Origin of the sequence: Bacteroides graminisolvens, from assembly GCF_963666085.1 — a bacterium.
Lineage (GTDB): Bacteria > Bacteroidota > Bacteroidia > Bacteroidales > Bacteroidaceae > Bacteroides > Bacteroides graminisolvens.
Genome location: NZ_OY762556.1, coordinates 79601 through 98671, shown reverse-complemented (window position 1 = coordinate 98671; position 19071 = coordinate 79601). Strand labels below are relative to the sequence as shown.

Genomic DNA, 19071 nt, shown 5'->3' with positions numbered 1-19071 from the left:
TTGTTATTAATGGTGAATGTATTATTTAGCGGGACTGAATTCCACATCGGCAATAATCTGAATATTATCACTGATTACCGCTTCAGGGAAGTTTGCGCCCAAATTAAAATCAGATCTTTTAATGGTTCCTTTAATTTTGAAACCGGCAGTTTCAGCCTTACTCATGGGATTAACCACCGTGCCAAAATAAGTAACGTCTAATGTTACAGCTTTGGTTATGCCGTGAAAGCTCAGATTACCATATAGCTTTCCTTCATTCTGACCGGTCTTTTTCAGGTAAATGCTTTTGAAAGTAAGAACCGGATATTTTTCCGCATCAAAGAAATCGGCAGAGCGCAAATGATTATCGCGCGCTTCAATATCCGTATCAATACTTGCTACCTTTGCCGTAACTGATATTTGAGCATCAGAATAATCGGCTTTTGTTGTAGTAACATCCACACTAAAATCAGCGAAACGACCACTAATTTCAGATATGGTCAAGTGCTTAACAACAAAACCCAGTCGAGAATGTGCCGGATCGTTTTTCCAAACCTTGCTTTGAGCCATTGCGGCTACAGAGCTCAATACTATGACAGATAAAATAAATAACTTCTTCATGACTTCTTATTTTAAATCGTAAAACCTACTTTAATTAATATATAAAGTGTAGCACGTTTATTTTTAGCGATAACTCTCTTATGGAGAGCAAATGTACAATGTGAAGTTTAACTGTGCAAGAGCTTACCACGAAGTTACATGGTTACCTGGGAGTTAGAATTGCATGTTTAGTCTCTTTTGTTATTCGACGAAAATGAATATTTAACTTTTATTATTGCCTTAAAAAGAATAATATAACATGAATGTGAACGATATGCCATGTATACATAAGCATATCCTTTCTATTTTTGCACTCAAACCAATGTTTAAAAGTAGAAAGATGAAGAATCTATTATTATGCAGCCTCTGGGGCTTATTCGGACTCCTGTTATATACAGGATCTGTACACGCACAAAACAACATCACATCACCGATGAAAGATGTGAATAACGTGATTGACAATACACTCGACAGTTTAAATAAGGCGCGAACGGCACGCCCTGTTGCCGGAGCCAGTCGCAAGGGCAACAACCCGGTTCTTTTTTTAGTTGGTAACTCTACGATGCGCACCGGTACGTTAGGTAACGGTAATAACGGGCAGTGGGGCTGGGGCTACTATGCCGGCGACTTTTTTGATACAGATAAGATAACCGTTGAGAATCATGCTCTGGGAGGAACCAGTAGCCGCACCTTTTATACTCGTCTTTGGCCCGATGTACTTAAAGGTATTCGTCCGGGCGATTGGGTAATCATTGAGCTGGGACATAATGACAACGGTCCTTATGACAGCGGACGTGCACGTGCCTCCATTCCCGGTATCGGCAAAGACAGTCTTCCGGTAACCATTAAAGAAACAGGTGCCAAAGAAACTGTTTACACCTATGGCGAGTACATGCGTCGGTTTGTGCAGGAGGCAAAAGCCAAAGGAGCGCATCCCATTTTAGTTTCGCTAACTCCTCGTAATGCTTGGGAAGACAAAGACAGTACCATTGTAACCCGAGTAAACAAAACGTTTGGTTTATGGGCAAAACAAATAGCGAAAGAACAGAAGGTTCCTTTCATTGATTTGAATGACATCAGTGCTCGCAAGTTTGAGAAATTCGGAAAAGAAAAGGTTCAGTACATGTTCTATCTGGACCGCATACATACCAGTGCGTTCGGAGCTAAAGTCAATGCTGAGTCGGCTGCAGAAGGAATTCGTGCTTACAAAGGATTGGAGTTGGCTAACTACCTGAAACCGGTTGCAAAAGACACAATCACAGGCTCTAGTCGAAAAAAGGGTCGTCCGGTGCTATTTACCATCGGCGACAGTACCGTTAAGAACAATGACAAAGATGAAAACGGCATGTGGGGCTGGGGTAGCGTTATAGCCGATGAATTCAACCAGAATAAAATATCCGTTGAAAACTGTGCGATGGCAGGCCGCAGTGCACGTACTTTCCTTGATGAAGGCCGTTGGGACAAAGTTTATAATGCATTAAAGCCCGGTGATTTTGTGCTGATGCAGTTCGGACACAATGACGGTGGTGATATTCATGTAGGCAAAGCTCGTGGCGAACTGCACGGTTCCGGTGAAGAAAGTAAAGTCTTTTTAATGGAGGCAACCGGTAAATATCAGGTAGTATATACATTTGGGTGGTACCTTCGCAAGTTTATTCGAGATGTGAAAGAGAAAGGAGCCATACCTGTAGTGTTAAGTCACACGCCTCGTAACAAGTGGAAGGACGGCCAAATTGAACGTAACACAGACACCTACGGACAGTGGGCGAAAGATGCCGCCGAGAAAGCCGGTGCTTACTATATTGACCTGAATAAACTGTCGGCCGATAAACTTCAGCAGATGGGACCCGAAAAGGCTGCGGCATTCTTTAATAACGACCATACTCACACTTCACTTCAAGGCGCCCGGATGAATGCCCGGAGCATTGTTGAAGGTTTAAAAGCAACAGATTGCCCGTTGAAAAAGTATTGTGCCGATTAATCTATTGATAGCTAAACTTTTCATGTTATATTTGTGTTTTTTAAGAAAACAAGTATAACATGAAAATAGCCATTAGCGGAGCAAGCGGATTTATCGGGAAGCGTCTTTCAGCCTTCTTGGAGTTACAGGGACACCAGGTAGTCCCTTTAGGACGTGCTATGTTCCGTGATAACATGTCCGATCAGTTAATCGCTCGCCTTTCACAGTGCGAAGTGGTTATCAATTTGGCAGGGGCAACCATCAATCGCCGGTGGACAACCGAATATAAAAAGGAACTATATAACAGTCGCATCAACGTTACCCGCCGACTGGTACAAACCATCAATTCACTCGAACAGAAACCTCAGTTGTTTATTTCGGCTTCGGCTGTAGGGTATTATCCTACGGAAGGTTGCCATGACGACTACTCGCAGGAGAGGGGAGAAGGCTTCTTGTCTGACCTTTGCTGTCGTTGGGAAGCCGAAGCTGCCAAGGTGCATACCGATACACGGTTGGTTATTACTCGTTTCGGTGTAGTGCTTTCGCCCGACGGAGGCGCATTCAAAGAACTTTCGCGCTCGTTGAAGTTGAAGATGGCCGTAGCAATAGGTCCCGGTAATCAGTATTTTCCGTGGATAGACATCCGAGACCTGAACAAGGCCATGCTCCATGTTATTAAGACCACCTCCATTATCGGCATCATTAATTTTGTTGCACCTCATCAAATAACCCAAACCGAGTTGAGAGACAGAATGGCCTGGCGATATAGCAGTTGGTTCAAATTGACCGTTCCGTCTGCCGTTATTCGTTTCTTTATGGGAGAAGCATCGAATTTCCTTACTACAGGTCAATGCGTTATCCCTGCCACGCTGGAAGAAACAGGTTTTGAATTCTCGGCGAATGACATTGATGAATTTCTGGCTGACACGACTAAGTGGACCGTCCGAAAAATAGATTTGTCGCGTTACATGGGCAAATGGTACGAGATAGCCCGTTTTGAAAATCGGTTTGAACGCAATCTGACCCGCGTGACGGCGGAGTACACTTTACTATCCGGTAACAAGATACGTGTCGTTAACAGCGGCTACCTAAACGGAGAACTGAATGTTTCGGAAGGAAAAGCATACGTGCCCGATCCGGATATGCCCGGCAAACTGAAAGTCGCCTTTTTCCTTTGGTTCTACAGTGACTACTACATATTGGAACTTGATGAAGTGAATTACAATTACGTGCTTATAGGAAGTAGCAACAATAACTATTTGTGGATATTAAGCCGCACGCCGCAATTGCCGGATGACGTTAAGAAAATGCTGCTTTACAAAGCCGAACGAAGAGGATACGATATCTCCCGTTTGCTTTGGGTGAAACAAAGCGAGGAATAGCCGTCTATTTTTTCAGCCAATGTTTTATAACCTGCCATGGAGCGTAAAGTAACATTCGCGGTCCGGCAAAACGCATCACCTTTTTAATCTCTTTGCGTTTCTCGGGTGAGTAGCAATGAATCTTGCAATACTTGCACATGCCTTTTTGTTCGCCAAACGGACAATGATCTAATCGGGCATGTGCATAAGCAATCAGTTCCTTACAAGTGGCACAAAGTTCCTGATTCCCTTCTTTCTTTTCACAGTACAGCCTGATCATTCGCTCTACTGTTCTTTTCTCCTTATCTATCTTTTCTATCTTTGATATTGTCATAGCAAATGCAAATATAAAGAATCTGTTTGTTTAAGTATGTCAAACAGCCCATTGCTTTGAACTATTAACTAAAAGCCACTGTTTCTATAATAGAATAAACAAAGATGAAGGTAACAGATTTGATATGGATTTTTATGTTGTCGGTCAGCCTGATGGGCTTGAAGCAGATGCAACGTGAAACAGAAGAGAAAGGAAAACCTGTTCAGAAAGGATATGTTATGAAAGAATTAACCCCCGAAGAAAAGAGAGTGATTGTGGATAAAGGGACTGAGCGTCCCTTCCAAGGCAAATACTACCAGCATAAAGCAGACGGCACCTATTGTTGCAAACGCTGCGGAGCCCCCCTGTACCGGTCGGACGATAAATTTGATGCCGGTTGCGGATGGCCCAGTTTTGACGATGAGATAAAAGGTGCTGTAAAACGCGTGCCCGATGCCGACGGGCGACGAACGGAGATACAATGTGCTCGTTGCGGAGCACATTTGGGACACGTATTTTTGGGCGAAGGGTTCACTTCAAAGAACACCCGCCATTGCGTCAACTCCATCTCGCTCGATTTTGAGGAGAAAAAGCCTTGATCGCTTTATGATTTGTCGTTGCGTATGGGCAGTCTTTCCCACACCCAGCGAGGTATAAGCTGCCAGAAGAAAACGAGTATAGCATAACGTGTGTCGATAATCGCCACGCGTTTTTTATTGGTAAGCGCTTTCACAATGTGTTGGGCTGTGCTATCGGCACGCATCAGCAACGGATATTTCCGGTTCTTCAGCAAAGCGGTAGCCACAAAGCCCGGACGAATATCCGTAAACTGTATGGATAACCTCTCCATGCGTGCCAGTTGAGCCAAAGCATCAATGTAAGTGTTTTGAAAACGCTTCGTAGCCGAATAAGCCGGTGCCGACCCCAATCCTTTGGTACCGGCAACGGAACTGATTACTGCCAGGTGTCCGCTACCCTGTTCCTTAAAAAAGCGATAAGCAGCCGTTACCATTCGTATAAACCCCTCTACATTGGTTCGTGCGGTATTCAATTCAATTTCGGGCTCCAGTTTTACATTCTGGCTACCGATGCCCGAACTGAGTAAGAACAAATCCATTCCCCCCAGCTTTTCGATGAGGCTTTGAAGTTGTTCGGGTGCATCGGCACATGTAACATCAATCACCTGCGTTTTTACTTGTGCAGGTGCGGTAGCCGCTAAGGCCGTTAAAGCCTCCTCGCGCCGGCCGGCAATACCTACCTGCCACCCTTGGGCAATGTATATTTTAGCAATTTCCTCTCCAATGCCCGACGTAGCACCTATTATAATAACCTTTTTCATGATTCTTTCTCATTAAACAACGATAACTCCCAGCAACTTGGCTAACTCTACAGCCTGCATGCTGTTTACAACGGCTCCGCGCAGTTCATTGCCGGTAAGACGGATGCCATTAATTTCGCAGGAACTTAAATCAATATCCCTCAGTTTGCTTTGATGAAATTCTGCTTCGGTGAAGTTGCACTGATTGAACTCCGTGAAGCCGAATGCGCAATTCTCGGCAGCACATCTACGCATGTCCGACTCGCTAAACAGTGCGTGGTGAAACTTACTGCCCGAGAAAATAACGTAAGGAGCACTGCAATGACTGAAAGAAACGTGATTAAAGGTTCCTTCCGAGAAGTTAGTCCCCATTAGTTTGCAATCAACAAAGCTAACCCTGTTAAAGGCACATTCATGCAATTTGACGTTTGACAAATCGCAGCTTCTGAATTCCACATCACAGAATCTCGACTTATGCAAGTCGCACTCACGGAATATGCACTGATTAAAGATACAAGTTTGTACGTCTAGCAATGATTTCGAAATCTCATGAGCCGTTTGTGCCGTAAATAGCCTGCCTTCAATATCCTCGGTCAGTTCGGCAACCAGATTACTCAGATCTTCGTTTTCCTGAAGCTTTTTGGGTATGCGAGGAGAAGAAATTTTCATTAGTTAATCGTTTTTATTATTTATGCAGCAACAAAAGTAGCAATATCTTTTTAAATTTATCTATATTTGTGTGTGAACCATAAAAGTAAAATGATATGAAACGAAACATGGTGTTGGGGCTGCTTTGTGCACTTGCCACAGTTCTTTGGGCAAAACCCCTTGAAACAGATACGTTTAAAACCAAATCGGGTAAGGACGTTGTTATTACCTTCATTAAACACGGTAGCTTGATGCTTTCGTACAACGGGAAATACATTCAGATAGATCCCGTTTCACAATATGCCGATTACCAGTCGTTCCCCAAAGCAGATGTGATACTTATTACACATGAACATGCCGATCATCTGGATTTGCAAGCCATTCAGGCAGTCAGTAAAAATCAAACCGAAGTACTGATTAATGAATCCGGTTACAAAAAACTGGAAAAAGGCAACATACTTAAGAATGGCGATGAAGCCTTTATCTTGGGTGATGTTAAGGTTGAGGCTGTTCCGGCTTACAATACTACGGCGGGAAGAGAGATGTATCACCCCCGCCACCGTGATAACGGTTATGTGCTTACGTTTGACGGACTACGCATTTACGTAGCGGGAGATACGGAAGACATTCCCGAACTCAAAGAACTGAAAGAAATTGATGTGGCTTTTCTGCCCGTGAACCAGCCTTACACCATGACGGTTGATCAGGCTGCTCGTGCAGCACGCATGTTCTCGCCCAAAGTCCTTTACCCGTATCATTACGGCAGTACCGCCATTGATGAATTACCGGCTAAACTCAAAGGAAGTGGCGTTGAAGTGCGCATCAGACAAATGCAGTAAGGTTACTTTATATACTCCTCCTTCGTTAGGTAATAACAAAGATGATCCAATACCTTTTCGTCGTAAGTAACTTCCGCCTGATGCAATAAACCTTCGTAAACAAAGCCGTTGCGTTTGAGCACCTGCTGCGAACGTTCATTATGCGGGTAGCAGTTGGCCGTTACCAGATTCAGGTTGAGTGTGGAAAAGCCAAACTTCAAGACAGCTTGTGTGGCTTCGGACATGTAACCCTTTCCCCAGCAAGATTCCTTTAACCAATAGCCCAGCATGCCACTGTGCGGGTTTTCCCGTTTGGGATCGGGAACAAGTCCGATAGAACCGATGATTCTGTCGGTCTCTTTCAGTACCACTGCCCATACATTGTTTTCGCTCTCAATGAAAAAAGATTTCAGAATAGCCAATGATTCTTCTTTGCTTTCATGCGGTTTCCAACCGGCATTATTGCCTAGGTTGGGATTCTGGCAACACTCAAAAAAGTCATCGATGTCGGTCTCTTCGAATCGCCTTAAAATCAAGCGGTTTGTTTCTATATAATTCTTATTCATACTTATGCTTCTTTTTGAAATACACATTCTATTCTGTTGCCGTCAGGATCGAGCACCACACTTTCAAAGTAGCCATCTCCCGAAGTTCGCGGCTCGCCTGCAATGACATACCCGTCGGCTCTTAATCTTTCTGTTTGCTGCAAAACCTCTTCCCGACTACCGAAAGTGAAAGCCATGTGCGTTAAACCCAGTCGGTTTTCCTCTATGGGCAGGTTTTGCACATCGGTGCGGCTCATTAACTCCAGACTCGTTTCACCGTCGAAAGCAATGAAATAAGATTCAAATCCTTTGGCGCTGTTGACGTACTTCTGATTACTTTTTCCGTTAAAATAACGCGTGTAGAAATCTCTCAACTCTTCCAGTTTGTATGTCCAGATAGCGATGTGATGTAGTTTCATATTCTTTCTTTGTTATTGTTTTAGTATACCTCTTTTTTTAGTGATCGCCTTGTAAATGTTTCGACGAACAGCCCTCACGGCGGGTGATAATAAATCGGGCTCCATGATCTCTATCAGGTTACGATATTCCTGCAGCAGCTCCGGGATGTGTCGGCACATTTCGTAAGCCAGCTTCATGCAAAGCATTTGTGTGGCGGGCAATTCCTGTTTCGACATCATTCTTTCGAGGCAGAAGTCTAAGAAATCGGTTCTGAATTCTTCCGGAACGGGCTGGCGACAAAGCACATTCAGCAAAATGCGTCGCTTGCCCGTATGCGTGCAATTCATCACCAAGTCAATCAATTGGTTTTGTTTGTCAAACAGCAAGCGGTTATCTTCCTCGTTCAAGTGTGTGCACACCCATAGAGCCTGGAAAGAAGTGGTAACGTCTTCCTCAAAGATTAAGCCATACAGCTCTTTGATTGACTTTTCATTTCCCCCGATGTGAAGCAACAGCTGTCGCACCTGGTTCATGCCGATTCGTTTGGATAGTTGCGTCTTCAGATTCATGCAAGCAAAGGTAATAATACTTTGTTAGGCTGCACTTGTTATATAAAATAATTTTATATATTTGGGCGAACCCTAAAATATAAAGTTATGGATATAGTACATGATAAAGAAAAAAGTAAGTTCCGTGTTGAAGTTGATGGTGTAACGGCTTACGTAGCCTATGCACTTGCCGACGGAGCGTTAGACATTCGGCATACTATTGTTCCCGAAGAAATAGGAGGGCGTGGCATTGCGTCTGCCTTGGTTAAGGCTACGTATGATTATGCCTTGGAAAACGGATACAAACCTGTTGCAACCTGTTCGTACGCTGTTGTTTGGCTGCAACGGCATCCTGAATACAAGGGAACCACCGGTGCCGACTTTGGAGGTGAAGGAAGCTGTGCTCTTTAGCAACCGGTGCTAACGCGACACACCTCCCAGAAAATAAAAAAGTGTGGTTTACCATCACTTACCCTCACTAACTACACTAAAACCCTTTGCAGAAAGGGCTTTTAGTGTAGTGATAGTAAAAGATATCTACCACTAAAAACGGTGTTTTACTATCACTATCCATCACTTTTAACAATGTATACAGATTCGTTAACTACAATTTAACTGAAATCTCGTCGATGTTTGGCTCATTTCGAGCCTTTTCTGATAATAAACAGTCTTTTTTGCTTTGATTCATCTCCCAAATGAACTTTTATTCGTGACATAACCCTTTTAACTTCATGAATTCCGCCAACGGATACTTGTACATGGGTTGTTGCGTTCCTCATAAAATGTAATAACACCTAATAAAATAACCACAATGATTTGGAATTGACAGTATAATGTATTATCTTTGTACTTATAATCTTATAGTATATTCAAATTATTATAGGCGCAAAGGCAGGAGCTCATACTCTTGCCTTTTTTTATGTCTTAGCGGTTTATTATTGCATTAACACGGTGTCTCGCGTCGGTGAGCACGGTAGCAAAAGGTTCCTGAGAAACCGTGTTATGGCCGTAAGACGGTTTCTCCCGAACCAAAAGACGGTTTATGATTTAAAATTGCTCGTTATCTTTTTGAAAAAGTCGGTTATGTTTTTCAAAAAGTTGGTTATGTTTTACCAAAGTCTTGCTGCTCCTTGTTGGTTCCCGGTTTATTGGTTAATAATATATAAAACTGCTCTTGACAAGATTTGTCTGATTCATGATGTCAAAGGGTGAATTTGTAAAATTAGTTCTACTACGTGGTCAACTGAACTTTTTTATCCTCTTTGATTCTTACATAGTTCTACCTTGAACTGTATATTAATAGTTTGGTCACCATTAAAATACTAAAAATTAGATAGTTTTGTTCTTAACATTAATTAGTTATTGTCTCGTTAGTAAGTAATTATTATTTCATTAAATGATAAAATGATATTGAATATCGGTGTGTTGAATGTTAGTGAACAAAAACATACTGTAAGTAAATGACTGTAATTGTTTGTTTGACTGTGTTTTATGTTTTCTATATTGCTAATAAATATATATATTTGAATTAGTAAAAGTAAATAATGAACAGAGTTATTGATGGCTATTCTTATACAACGGTGTTCGGTAGACTTAATTGCACATGGAATAGAGAGATGGGACACGGATTGATTGATGCATATAATGCCGTATTGGGAGCTAGAAGACGATTGTAAGTATTTATATAAATTGAGTAAATTATGAAAACTATTTTATCCTTACTAATGTTGATTTGTATGTGCGCTTGTGATAGCGAATCTGAGGATTTTATTTATAAGGAATACGAGTTACCGGCCAAGGCTGGTGCTTTGGATTTAAATATTGAGGCAGATAAGGCTGTACTAATTAATGATAAGGTTGAATTTCAAAGGGTTTTTTCCAATTTTCCCAATGCAAAAGCCGTTGATTTTAAGAACTATACTTTATTGTTAGTCAAAGGTGTTTCCACATCAGGGATAAGAAGCATTGAGAAAACGATTTTGAAAACAGATAATAAATATATGTTCGCTATTCACGTATATAAAAACATTGCTGCGGTCATGGAGCCTTGGTGTTTAGCTTATATTATTCCTAAAACAAGCGAGGAGAATATAACTTTATCAGTTACGTATGAACTTCTCTAATTTATCGCTTAATATGGCATCCAATGAAGCGGCCAAAGCAGCCAGAGAAGCGTTCCAGTTTATGGCAATTTCGTTGGATGCATACGATGGTTCGGTGTCCGAATAACATTCGTCTGGTGCGTTTGATGCATAATTTACTTCCGCTTTGTCCTGTTTGCCGCGATTAGGACCACCCACCAGGAAGCCGGGAAGAGGATCTTTAACCTCATCGGAAGCCGATAAACGGTGGTGTGGGTGCATCGGACTCTTTGTCCCCACGCCCGTTACGTAACAGTAACCAGTGGCATTGCGCCCCAGCAAATAATCCATGTTACGCATTGCGTTTTGCAAATATTCGGTTTTAGCCGTGAGAGCATACCCCCTTAACAGTGACAACGCCTGATTGGCACAACCTTCCGATAAGCTTCCCCAGAAAAAGTCTTCGGGTTTGTTGCCGAATGGAGAGTGGAAACAAGAATGCTCTGCTGCTTTCACTGAATGGTCACAATACGCCAGCAAGCTCTCTTTAAGTCGGCTTGCTGTTTCCGCAGCCGCTTCACTTACCGAGAAACCGGGCGTTAACCAAGTGAAGATTCCCAGTGCCGATACGTTACCCCACGAAGAAACGGCATACGCCTGAGGTGCATACTTCAGCGCCACTTGCAAGTAATCATTTTCTCCCGTTGCGAGGTAAAGCTCAGAGGCCGCCCAGAAAAACTCATCCTCCGCATGAATATCGCCATACGCCCCCGTATTGATGTCGGGATCGTATTTTTCGTTTAATTCGTTTTGTTTGTAAAATGCATTACGATTCGCTTGAGCCCATACAAATGCTTGCCTGGAGGCCTGCAAAGCACGTTCCGAAAAGCCCGGATAATCATTCTGAAAAGCGGCAAAAAGACGCGATGACTGCGCCATTACAGCAGCGAAATCCAGCGTTGCCGTTACCGATTTTTGCACCACGTAGCGAGTTTGCTTGCAATCAATCGGTTTAATGAACCCTTCGAAATCGGGAGTTGTCAATTTGTGATACACACCACCGTCCACACTGTCTTGCATGGTCAGTAACCATTTCAGGTTATAATACATCTCGTCCAGCACATCGGGAGTCTTATTGGTATTCTCCGGAATATCCAGTTTGAGTGAAGCCATGTAATCGGGAATCATTTGGCAGACAGCCTGAATCAATCCGATGGAATATGCCGAATTTACCACATACTTATTATAATCACCCGCATCATACCACCCGCCGGGCGAACTGATGATGGTGCCCTCGGGGCGCGACTGAGACGCTGCGCTGGCATGTACCAACACACGATTGTCGTTATGAGCCGCCGGTCGGCTCCACATTCCGGCATACGGTTGTTCTATACCCATACCGGTTCGTTGGTAATAAAATGCTTTGAAAGCAGCCTGTGCTAAAGGTTTCAGTGCTTGGTTGGCCACGCTGAAAGGAACTTCGGTATTATTCACTACCAAGATGAATTCGCCGGGATAGGTAATTCGGCTCAAGTCCAGTTGAGTGCGTATTTTATCATTCCAGGGAGAGACAACGTTCACCCCAGCTTTGTTTTCCATTACCCATTCGCGGGTGGTGGCATCTATAACCTTAAAAGAACCGGAGAATTTCCCTTCCCAGATAGCCACTTTTTCTTGTTGCGGATAATACCCCACTTGATTCAGCTTGATTTCACTGATGTTTTTCTGCGAACTACATCCTGAAAAGCCGAGTATAATCGCTGCACAAATTGAAAGGAGAGAGGTAATGCGCATTATTTAGTACTTTTTGAAATGATACTTTGTTCGTAACATCTCCTGTTCTTCGGGGTCAAGTGACTGGAAATAAGCTTTCCAACCCGGACAAAAATTGATGTGCCAACGCCAGAACTTTCCCATGAATGATTTGGGATTCTTGTCATACTTTGCCCGCAAAGAGCAATCGTTACATTTCTGTTCCATGGTGAGTGATGTTTAAATGATTGAGTTTTACAAAAATAGTATAAATAATTTGTATCTTTGCTATATAATTAAGGAAGTATGGATGTATTATACTATGAATTCTCTTTCTTCCCTTAAAACATATACAAAATTGATAGAACTACGTCCATACCAAATCGAGGGAATTAGATCCATATTCGATGCTTGGGATCCAACTTCACGCAATCTGATGAATGTTTTGTTTCAGATGCCCACCGGAACAGGAAAGACAACTGTCTTTTCCGAAATTGTGCGTCGTGCACATCGTAAAAAGAAGAATGTACTCATTGTTGTTCATCGGAAAGAACTAGTAGAACAGATTATTGACCGTTTGCAACGTTTTGGAATAGATGCCGGAATCATTTCCGGACAGATTAAACCTGATAGAACAAAAGAGGTACAAGTTGCAACGATACAATCTTTGTCAAGAAGAGAGTATCCTAAGGCAGATATAGTGATCATTGATGAATGCCATCATGCAAAAGCAGCAACTTATAGAAAATTGTGGGATATTTATTATGAAGCACGTTTTCTGGGAGTTACTGCTACACCTATTCGCATGAACGGTGAAGGATTTTCTGACTTATTTGATATACTTATTAACTGCGGACAACTAAGTGGCTTTGTCTCTCATGGTTATTTAGTTAAAGTGAAGCATTTTGTAGGTGTAACCCCCAACTTGTCATCCATCAATATTAAAATGAATGATTACGTTCAAGACGAATTGGGTGAACTCATGCAAGACTCCGAACTGATGGCAGATCTGATAGAAAGCTATTATAGTAAAGCTGAAGGTAAAAAGATGATTGTTTTTGCTGTTAATATAGAACATAGCAGACTCATTGTGCAAAGGTATCAGCAAGAAGGAATCTCGGCAGAACACATTGACGCTAATACTCCGAAGAAGGAACGTGAACAAATATTACAGCGTTTCAGGAATGGAGAGACTATGGTTTTGAGTAACGTTGATATAGTGTCCGAAGGGTTTGATGTACCCGATTGTGAAGTCGTACAATTGGCTCGTCCTACCAAATCATTAGCGTTGTATTTACAGCAAGTAGGAAGATGTATGCGCCCTTGTGCAGGCAAAAAGGAAGGCATTGTTCTTGATAATGCCGGTCTGTGGCTGGAGCATGGCTTTTGCCAGCAAGACCGGATTTGGAGATTGGATCAGAAAAAAATACGCAAACGCAATGCGTATCAAGATCCTATGGTAGCGGCTGTTGATGAGATGGGAGTAATCAGAGAAGCCCACATTCCGTTGGAGATTGAGGGGATGGAATTGATTGAACTGACCGACGAAGTTGAGGATTTATTGCAGTTTGAAGATTTTCTAGGCTTTGCATTAAATAAAGGATATAAACCATTATCTGCTTTTTATAAATTTGAAGAGTTTTTATCGGATACAGACCGGGTATTGAATTTAATACATTTAAAGTACATTCAGAATAGACTTGGCTCATTGCCGGATTCTCCCAAAGAAGGTATGTGGTATCACATCAAAAAAGATAATGGACTAATTTGAGATATAATACCATTTGGCCTTTTTTACCTCGAGGTAGAAAATGATGGAACTTGATTGGGTTTTACGAGCCTTATTTTTTTGAACCATTGATGATGATAAGCGCTGCTATAACGCCCGGAATCCATCCTGCCAATGTAAGAATGAACACGATCAGCACGGAACCGCAACCCTTGTCGATCACAGCAAGAGGAGGGAATATAATAGATAAAATAACTCTGAATAAAGACATTGACTCGTTTTTTAGGGTGTTCAGTTTACTCCATGCATATAATTATATACCTGAGTGTTCACAAAGATATAAAACAATTTTATATAGTTATTTAAACAATAGCACAAAATAATGTTGACTCAGGTATATTTTATGACTAAGAAGAACTCATTTTATTAATTACTCTAACCATTCGCCACGTTGGTACCTGAACGGATATTCTCCTAATGAAATAAAAGAACTCAATAAGAATTAATTCTTTTATGTTACAGATGTAACATACGTGTAGGCATATGTAACATAACAAACTACAAATGTAACATCACGAAATAAATGCGTTTCAGTAAGAGGCTTGTGACTGTGTGGGTTATTCCTATTTTTGTATGGTCAAATTGTTATCAATAAAATACTATGAAACGCAACCTGAAATTTTTCGTGATGTTACTTTTAGTGGGCATGCTAAGTTCATGCTCCGACGATACGGCACCAGTAGCAGAAGAACCTCCCAAGGAGAATCCAACCACGCCCGAAGAAGAAACGACAGATGAGGAATCGGCTTTGCCGGTTTTGACGGTAGTGGGGCGGTACTTGAAGAATAACAAAGGCGAAATCGTTAATCTGCATGGCTTTGCCCAGACTTACAGCCCTTATTTTAATCAGAATGCTTGGAATAACTACGATGTATCGGGTTGTTTAAGTTACAACAAACGCTTGATTGACCAGATGCAGTCGGCCGGTTGGAAATTCAATTTTATTCGTATGCACTTGGATCCTTATTGGAGTGATGATACGAGTAAGGAATCAGTGCGCTATGAAGGGCACGAACGCTTTTCGTCTGCACGCTTCCAAAAGTATCTCGACGAACTATTTATTCCCATGGCCAAATATGCTATCTCGAAAGGACTATACATCGTGATGCGCCCGCCCGGAGTTGCCCCCGAAAAAATTGCGGTCGGCGATGACTACCAGAAATTTCTGCTCACGTTGTGGAACATTGTATCCAAACATCCTGATATAAAGAATAATATGGATATTATGTTTGAGTTGGCCAACGAACCCATTCATATTCTGGGGCCCGACGGTACGTATGCTGGAACGGGTAGCGGACATTTCATGAATCTCAAGAGCTATTTCCAGACTATTACCGATAAAGTAAGAACTAACGGAGCGAAGAATATTATCTGGGTGCCGGGCTTATCTTATCAGTCCAGTTACAGCGGCTATGCCACGTACCCGATTGAAGGAGAGAATATTGGTTATGCCGTACATGTTTACCCCGGTTGGTACGGCAGCGATGCTCAATCGCCCAGCGCCGAACTAGGTGGTGTGATGGGTGGCGGATATGATGGATTCCAACGAGGATGGGATGCACAGGTGATGCCGGTTGCTAATTTTGCCCCTATTATGATTACTGAAATGGACTGGGCCCCCGAAAAGTATAATTCTTCTTGGGGAAAGAGTATCACGGGCGAAGTGGGTGGAACCGGATTCGGCGCTAATTTCAAGTATATCATGGATCGAACAGGCAATGCCAGTTGGTTGCTTTTCACAAGCCCTCACTTGTTGGCTCAATTTAAAAATGTAGCCGGAACGGAAGGAAATTATGCATTTCTCAATGACCCCGAAGCGTGTCCGTGGCCGGTGTATCATTGGTTTAAGGAGTATGCGGGTGAAGCACCAGCCGAAGGCGATTTGAACAGTCTGCAAGTTGCCGGCGTCACTAACAGCTTAAGTATCCGAATGGGCGACAGCAAGAGTTTTATAGTGAAAGCATTATATGTTGATGGAACTACTCGGGTTGTTACCTCGAAATCATCCGTCAGCAGTAGTAATTCTGCTGTGCTTCAAGTAGATAATGCCGGTAAAATGGTTGCGGTGAAAGAAGGGCAGGCTCAAGTGACCATTTCTTATACTTCCGCAAAAGGAGTCACTAAACAGTTGGTTCTCACTGTCAATGTCATTACGCCTTTCCCCTTGACGGCTGCCATGTTCAACCCTTCCATCTGGGAAAAGGGAACGTTTGACGAAGGTACGCGCACCTTAGTAACCGGAAAGTATGGATTTGGAGGCTGGGAGTATGCTAACGGACTGAACCTATCGGCTTTCAAAACCTTAACAATAGAATTGGGCAATGATAATCAGTCCAGTGTTTCTTTCCGTTTGTTTGATAAAACCAGCTATTGGACGGATTCGGCTACGTATGATTTCGGATCTTCACGTAAGGTGGTGGTCGACTTGCAAAACATGAAGGATAAGAATGGGCTTACAATAGATCCGTCACATTTGTATATCATTGGTTTCTGGTCAACAGGTGATAAACCGATTGTGATTGATAAGGTTTTGCTTGATTATTAAGTAGAGACAACGAAGAAATAATATAGTATAAAAAGACTCATGAATAAGAAAAGTATTTTAGTTTCTGTTTTTGTTTTGATTTGCGCGCCAAGTTTCGCTCAAGATAAGCTTTATGCCGATGAATTTCCTCTTGGCGATGTAACCTTGCTCGATGGTCCGCTTAAAAAAGCTTGCGATTTGAATATTAAGACACTTTTGCAGTACGACTGTGATCGGTTGCTGGCTCCTTATCGCAAGGAAGCGGGGCTTGCTCCTAAGGGAAAGACCTATCCAAACTGGGATGGTTTGGACGGGCATGTGGGTGGGCATTATCTCACAGCTATGGCTATCAACGCGGCTACCGGTCATGAAGAGTGCCGCAAGCGGATGGAATACATGATTGCCGAGATTGCTGAATGTGCCGAGGCAAACAAGAAAAATCATCCCGAGTGGGGCAACGGTTACATGGGCGGATTCCCTCATAGCGACAAGCTTTGGTCTACTTTCAAAACAGGAAACTTCTCTACTTATTTTGGTTCGTGGGCTCCGTTCTATAATCTTCATAAGATGTATGCCGGACTTCGTGATGCTTGGCTCTATTGCGGTAACGAACAGGCCAAACAACTCTTCCTTGAGTTCAGTGATTGGGCTGTTAACATCACCTCTTCCTTGAGTGATGAACAGATGGAACAAATGCTGGGCAACGAGCATGGTGGTATGAATGAGGTACTTGCCGATGCTTATGCCATTACTCATGATAAGAAGTACATTGACTGTGCCAAGCGATTTTCTCACAAGAAACTCCTTACTCCCATGTCGCAGCGGCAAGATTGCCTTGATAATATGCATGCCAATACGCAAGTACCAAAAGCTATTGGCTTTGAGCGCATTGCCGAACTGACGGGTGATGAAACGTATCATGCTGCGGGCTCTTTCTTTTGGGACATTGTGACCGGCGAACGTTCCCTGGCCTTTGGCGGGAATAGTCGTCGCGAGCATTTTCCAAGCAAGGAAGCATGCACCGACTTCATCAACGACATTGATGGTCCCGAGTCATGCAATACCAATAACATGTTGAAGCTGACGGAAGATCTTCACCGTCGCAACCCGGAAGCCCGATATGCTGATTATTATGAACTGGCAACCTTTAATCACATCCTTTCTACTCAACATTCGGAACACGGGGGATATGTTTATTTCACACCTGCCCGTCCACGTCATTATCGTAACTATTCTGCTCCCAACGAAGCCATGTGGTGCTGCGTGGGTACGGGAATGGAAAATCATGGCAAGTATGGACAATTTATTTATACTTCCCGCCACGATGCATTGTATGTGAATTTATTTACAGCCTCTGAGCTTAATTGGAAGGCAAAAGGTGTTGTCCTTCGTCAGGAAACAGCCTTTCCATACGATGAAACAAGTAAAATTACCATCGCCAAAGGTAAGGGACAGTTCAAACTACTGGTTCGTTATCCGGGTTGGGTGAAGCCGGGTGACTTCAAGGTCAGCGTGAATGGCAAGCCGGTAACACTCATCACCGGTCCTTCATCATACGTATGCATAGATCGTCAATGGAAGAAAGGTGATGTGGTTGATGTTACATTTCCGATGCACAACAGCATAAAATATCTGCCAAACACGCCGCAGTACATTGCCATCATGCACGGTCCTGTTCTTCTCGGAATGAAAACCGGTACGGAAGATCTTGCACGCCTGGTGGCCGACGACAGTCGCTTCGGTCAGTATGCCAGTGGTAAGAAGTTACCTGTCGACAAGGCTCCGATTCTGATTAATAACGATATTGAGTCTATTGCCACTCAGCTTACCCCTATACCCGGTAAACCGTTGCATTTCCGTCTTTCTACCCGCATGGAGAATGCTATAGATAATGAATTGCAACCATTTTTTGAGATACATGATAGTCGCTACATGATGTATTGGCTGGCCCTTACGGAGAAGAATTATAAGGAATACATAGCTCAACTAGCCAAGGAGGAGGAAGAACGCCAACTGCTGGAGGCGCGCACCATCGATAAAGTTCAACCGGGAGAGCAACAACCGGAAACCGATCACAAGATGGAGACAGACAACTCTTTCACCGGCAATACCAATGATGTTTTTTATCGCGATGCCCGTGATGGTCATTATTTCAGTTACCTGATGCAGACAGGGGGTAAAACCGATCTGGACTTGCAACTCAAATACTGGGGTGTGGGCGAATGGAAAACCCATGAGTTCGACATCTTTATTGACGATGTGCTTGTTAAGTCGGTCAACAACACCGGCAAATATCGCATCTCGGAATTCAAAACCGAAACATACGATATCCCCTCATCGGTACTCAAAGACAAGACACAGGTGCGCATTAAGTTTGTAGCCCGTCAGGGTAAGCAGATTGGTGAGATTTATGGAGTACGATTACTTGAAAAATAA

The 19071-nt window shown here is 42.9% G+C and carries 17 protein-coding genes and 2 pseudogenes; 10 read left to right on the top strand and 9 right to left on the bottom strand.

Going from position 1 to position 19071, the window contains the following annotated elements; genetic code table 11:
• Nucleotides 1-21: 21 nt before the first annotated feature.
• Nucleotides 22-600 (bottom strand): YceI family protein, encoded by a 579-nt coding sequence (locus ACKPCE_RS00415; RefSeq protein ID WP_319503791.1) that lies wholly within the window; start codon nucleotides 598-600, stop codon nucleotides 22-24.
• A 412-nt stretch (nucleotides 601-1012) separates the two neighbouring features.
• Between ACKPCE_RS00415 and ACKPCE_RS00410 the strand changes: the two genes are divergently transcribed.
• Together ACKPCE_RS00410 and ACKPCE_RS00405 are read left to right on the top strand one after the other, a co-directional pair.
• Complete coding sequence (locus tag ACKPCE_RS00410) at nucleotides 1013-2560, top strand: rhamnogalacturonan acetylesterase (protein WP_319505888.1); 1548 nt, start codon at nucleotides 1013-1015, stop codon at nucleotides 2558-2560.
• 59 nt (nucleotides 2561-2619) lie between these two features.
• Entirely contained in the window at nucleotides 2620-3921 is a 1302-nt protein-coding gene (locus ACKPCE_RS00405) for a TIGR01777 family oxidoreductase (protein WP_319503790.1), read from the top strand.
• A gap of 4 nt (nucleotides 3922-3925) precedes the next feature.
• Here the strand turns inward: ACKPCE_RS00405 and ACKPCE_RS00400 are convergent, their stop codons facing one another.
• Nucleotides 3926-4234 carry a nitrous oxide-stimulated promoter family protein gene (locus tag ACKPCE_RS00400; protein WP_319503789.1) on the bottom strand — a complete coding sequence of 103 codons (309 nt, stop codon included), beginning with the start codon at nucleotides 4232-4234 and terminating at the stop codon, nucleotides 3926-3928.
• 218 nt (nucleotides 4235-4452) lie between these two features.
• Here ACKPCE_RS00400 and ACKPCE_RS00395 point away from each other — a divergent pair.
• Nucleotides 4453-4794, top strand: a pseudogene (locus tag ACKPCE_RS00395) (methionine-R-sulfoxide reductase); the annotation flags it as partial.
• Nucleotides 4795-4817: 23 nt separating this feature from the next.
• Here ACKPCE_RS00395 and ACKPCE_RS00390 read toward each other — a convergent pair.
• A complete protein-coding gene (locus ACKPCE_RS00390; RefSeq protein WP_319503788.1) occupies nucleotides 4818-5552 on the bottom strand; it encodes an SDR family NAD(P)-dependent oxidoreductase in 735 nt (244 codons plus the stop codon).
• A 12-nt stretch (nucleotides 5553-5564) separates the two neighbouring features.
• Nucleotides 5565-6200 carry a pentapeptide repeat-containing protein gene (locus tag ACKPCE_RS00385; protein WP_319503787.1) on the bottom strand — a complete coding sequence of 212 codons (636 nt, stop codon included), beginning with the start codon at nucleotides 6198-6200 and terminating at the stop codon, nucleotides 5565-5567.
• A 95-nt stretch (nucleotides 6201-6295) separates the two neighbouring features.
• Between ACKPCE_RS00385 and ACKPCE_RS00380 the strand changes: the two genes are divergently transcribed.
• Nucleotides 6296-7018: an MBL fold metallo-hydrolase gene (locus ACKPCE_RS00380; protein ID WP_319503786.1), complete on the top strand. Its 723-nt coding sequence runs from the start codon at nucleotides 6296-6298 to the stop codon at nucleotides 7016-7018.
• Nucleotides 7019-7029: 11 nt separating this feature from the next.
• Here ACKPCE_RS00380 and ACKPCE_RS00375 read toward each other — a convergent pair.
• Nucleotides 7030-7961 (bottom strand): annotated as a pseudogene (locus ACKPCE_RS00375) (GNAT family N-acetyltransferase); the annotation flags it as partial.
• 12 nt (nucleotides 7962-7973) lie between these two features.
• On the bottom strand, nucleotides 7974-8510 hold the full coding sequence (locus ACKPCE_RS00370; RefSeq protein WP_319503785.1) for a HEAT-like fold family protein: 537 nt from the start codon (nucleotides 8508-8510) through the stop codon (nucleotides 7974-7976).
• Between the two features lie 87 nt (nucleotides 8511-8597).
• Between ACKPCE_RS00370 and ACKPCE_RS00365 the strand changes: the two genes are divergently transcribed.
• From ACKPCE_RS00365 to ACKPCE_RS00355, 3 genes are all read left to right on the top strand, one after another.
• Complete coding sequence (locus tag ACKPCE_RS00365; RefSeq protein WP_277638793.1) at nucleotides 8598-8900, top strand: GNAT family N-acetyltransferase; 303 nt, start codon at nucleotides 8598-8600, stop codon at nucleotides 8898-8900.
• Between the two features lie 1133 nt (nucleotides 8901-10033).
• A complete protein-coding gene (locus tag ACKPCE_RS00360) occupies nucleotides 10034-10165 on the top strand; it encodes a hypothetical protein (RefSeq protein ID WP_319503784.1) in 132 nt (43 codons plus the stop codon).
• 24 nt (nucleotides 10166-10189) lie between these two features.
• Nucleotides 10190-10612, top strand: coding sequence for a hypothetical protein (locus ACKPCE_RS00355; protein WP_319503783.1), 423 nt, complete (start codon nucleotides 10190-10192; stop codon nucleotides 10610-10612).
• Here ACKPCE_RS00355 and ACKPCE_RS00350 read toward each other — a convergent pair.
• Complete coding sequence (locus ACKPCE_RS00350) at nucleotides 10589-12364, bottom strand: glycoside hydrolase family 9 protein (protein WP_319503782.1); 1776 nt, start codon at nucleotides 12362-12364, stop codon at nucleotides 10589-10591. The two genes, ACKPCE_RS00355 and ACKPCE_RS00350, sit on opposite strands and share 24 nt — an antisense overlap.
• A 3-nt stretch (nucleotides 12365-12367) precedes the next feature.
• On the bottom strand, nucleotides 12368-12550 hold the full coding sequence (locus tag ACKPCE_RS00345) for a hypothetical protein (RefSeq protein WP_319503781.1): 183 nt from the start codon (nucleotides 12548-12550) through the stop codon (nucleotides 12368-12370).
• A 130-nt stretch (nucleotides 12551-12680) separates the two neighbouring features.
• Between ACKPCE_RS00345 and ACKPCE_RS00340 the strand changes: the two genes are divergently transcribed.
• A complete protein-coding gene (locus ACKPCE_RS00340) occupies nucleotides 12681-14093 on the top strand; it encodes a DEAD/DEAH box helicase (RefSeq protein ID WP_319503780.1) in 1413 nt (470 codons plus the stop codon).
• A 70-nt stretch (nucleotides 14094-14163) separates the two neighbouring features.
• Here the strand turns inward: ACKPCE_RS00340 and ACKPCE_RS00335 are convergent, their stop codons facing one another.
• Entirely contained in the window at nucleotides 14164-14322 is a 159-nt protein-coding gene (locus ACKPCE_RS00335) for a YqaE/Pmp3 family membrane protein (protein ID WP_276994939.1), read from the bottom strand.
• Nucleotides 14323-14712: 390 nt separating this feature from the next.
• Here ACKPCE_RS00335 and ACKPCE_RS00330 point away from each other — a divergent pair, with 390 nt between their 5' ends.
• On the top strand, nucleotides 14713-16656 hold the full coding sequence (locus tag ACKPCE_RS00330) for a cellulase family glycosylhydrolase (protein WP_319503779.1): 1944 nt from the start codon (nucleotides 14713-14715) through the stop codon (nucleotides 16654-16656).
• Nucleotides 16657-16695: 39 nt separating this feature from the next.
• A complete protein-coding gene (locus ACKPCE_RS00325) occupies nucleotides 16696-19071 on the top strand; it encodes a glycoside hydrolase family 127 protein (protein WP_319503778.1) in 2376 nt (791 codons plus the stop codon).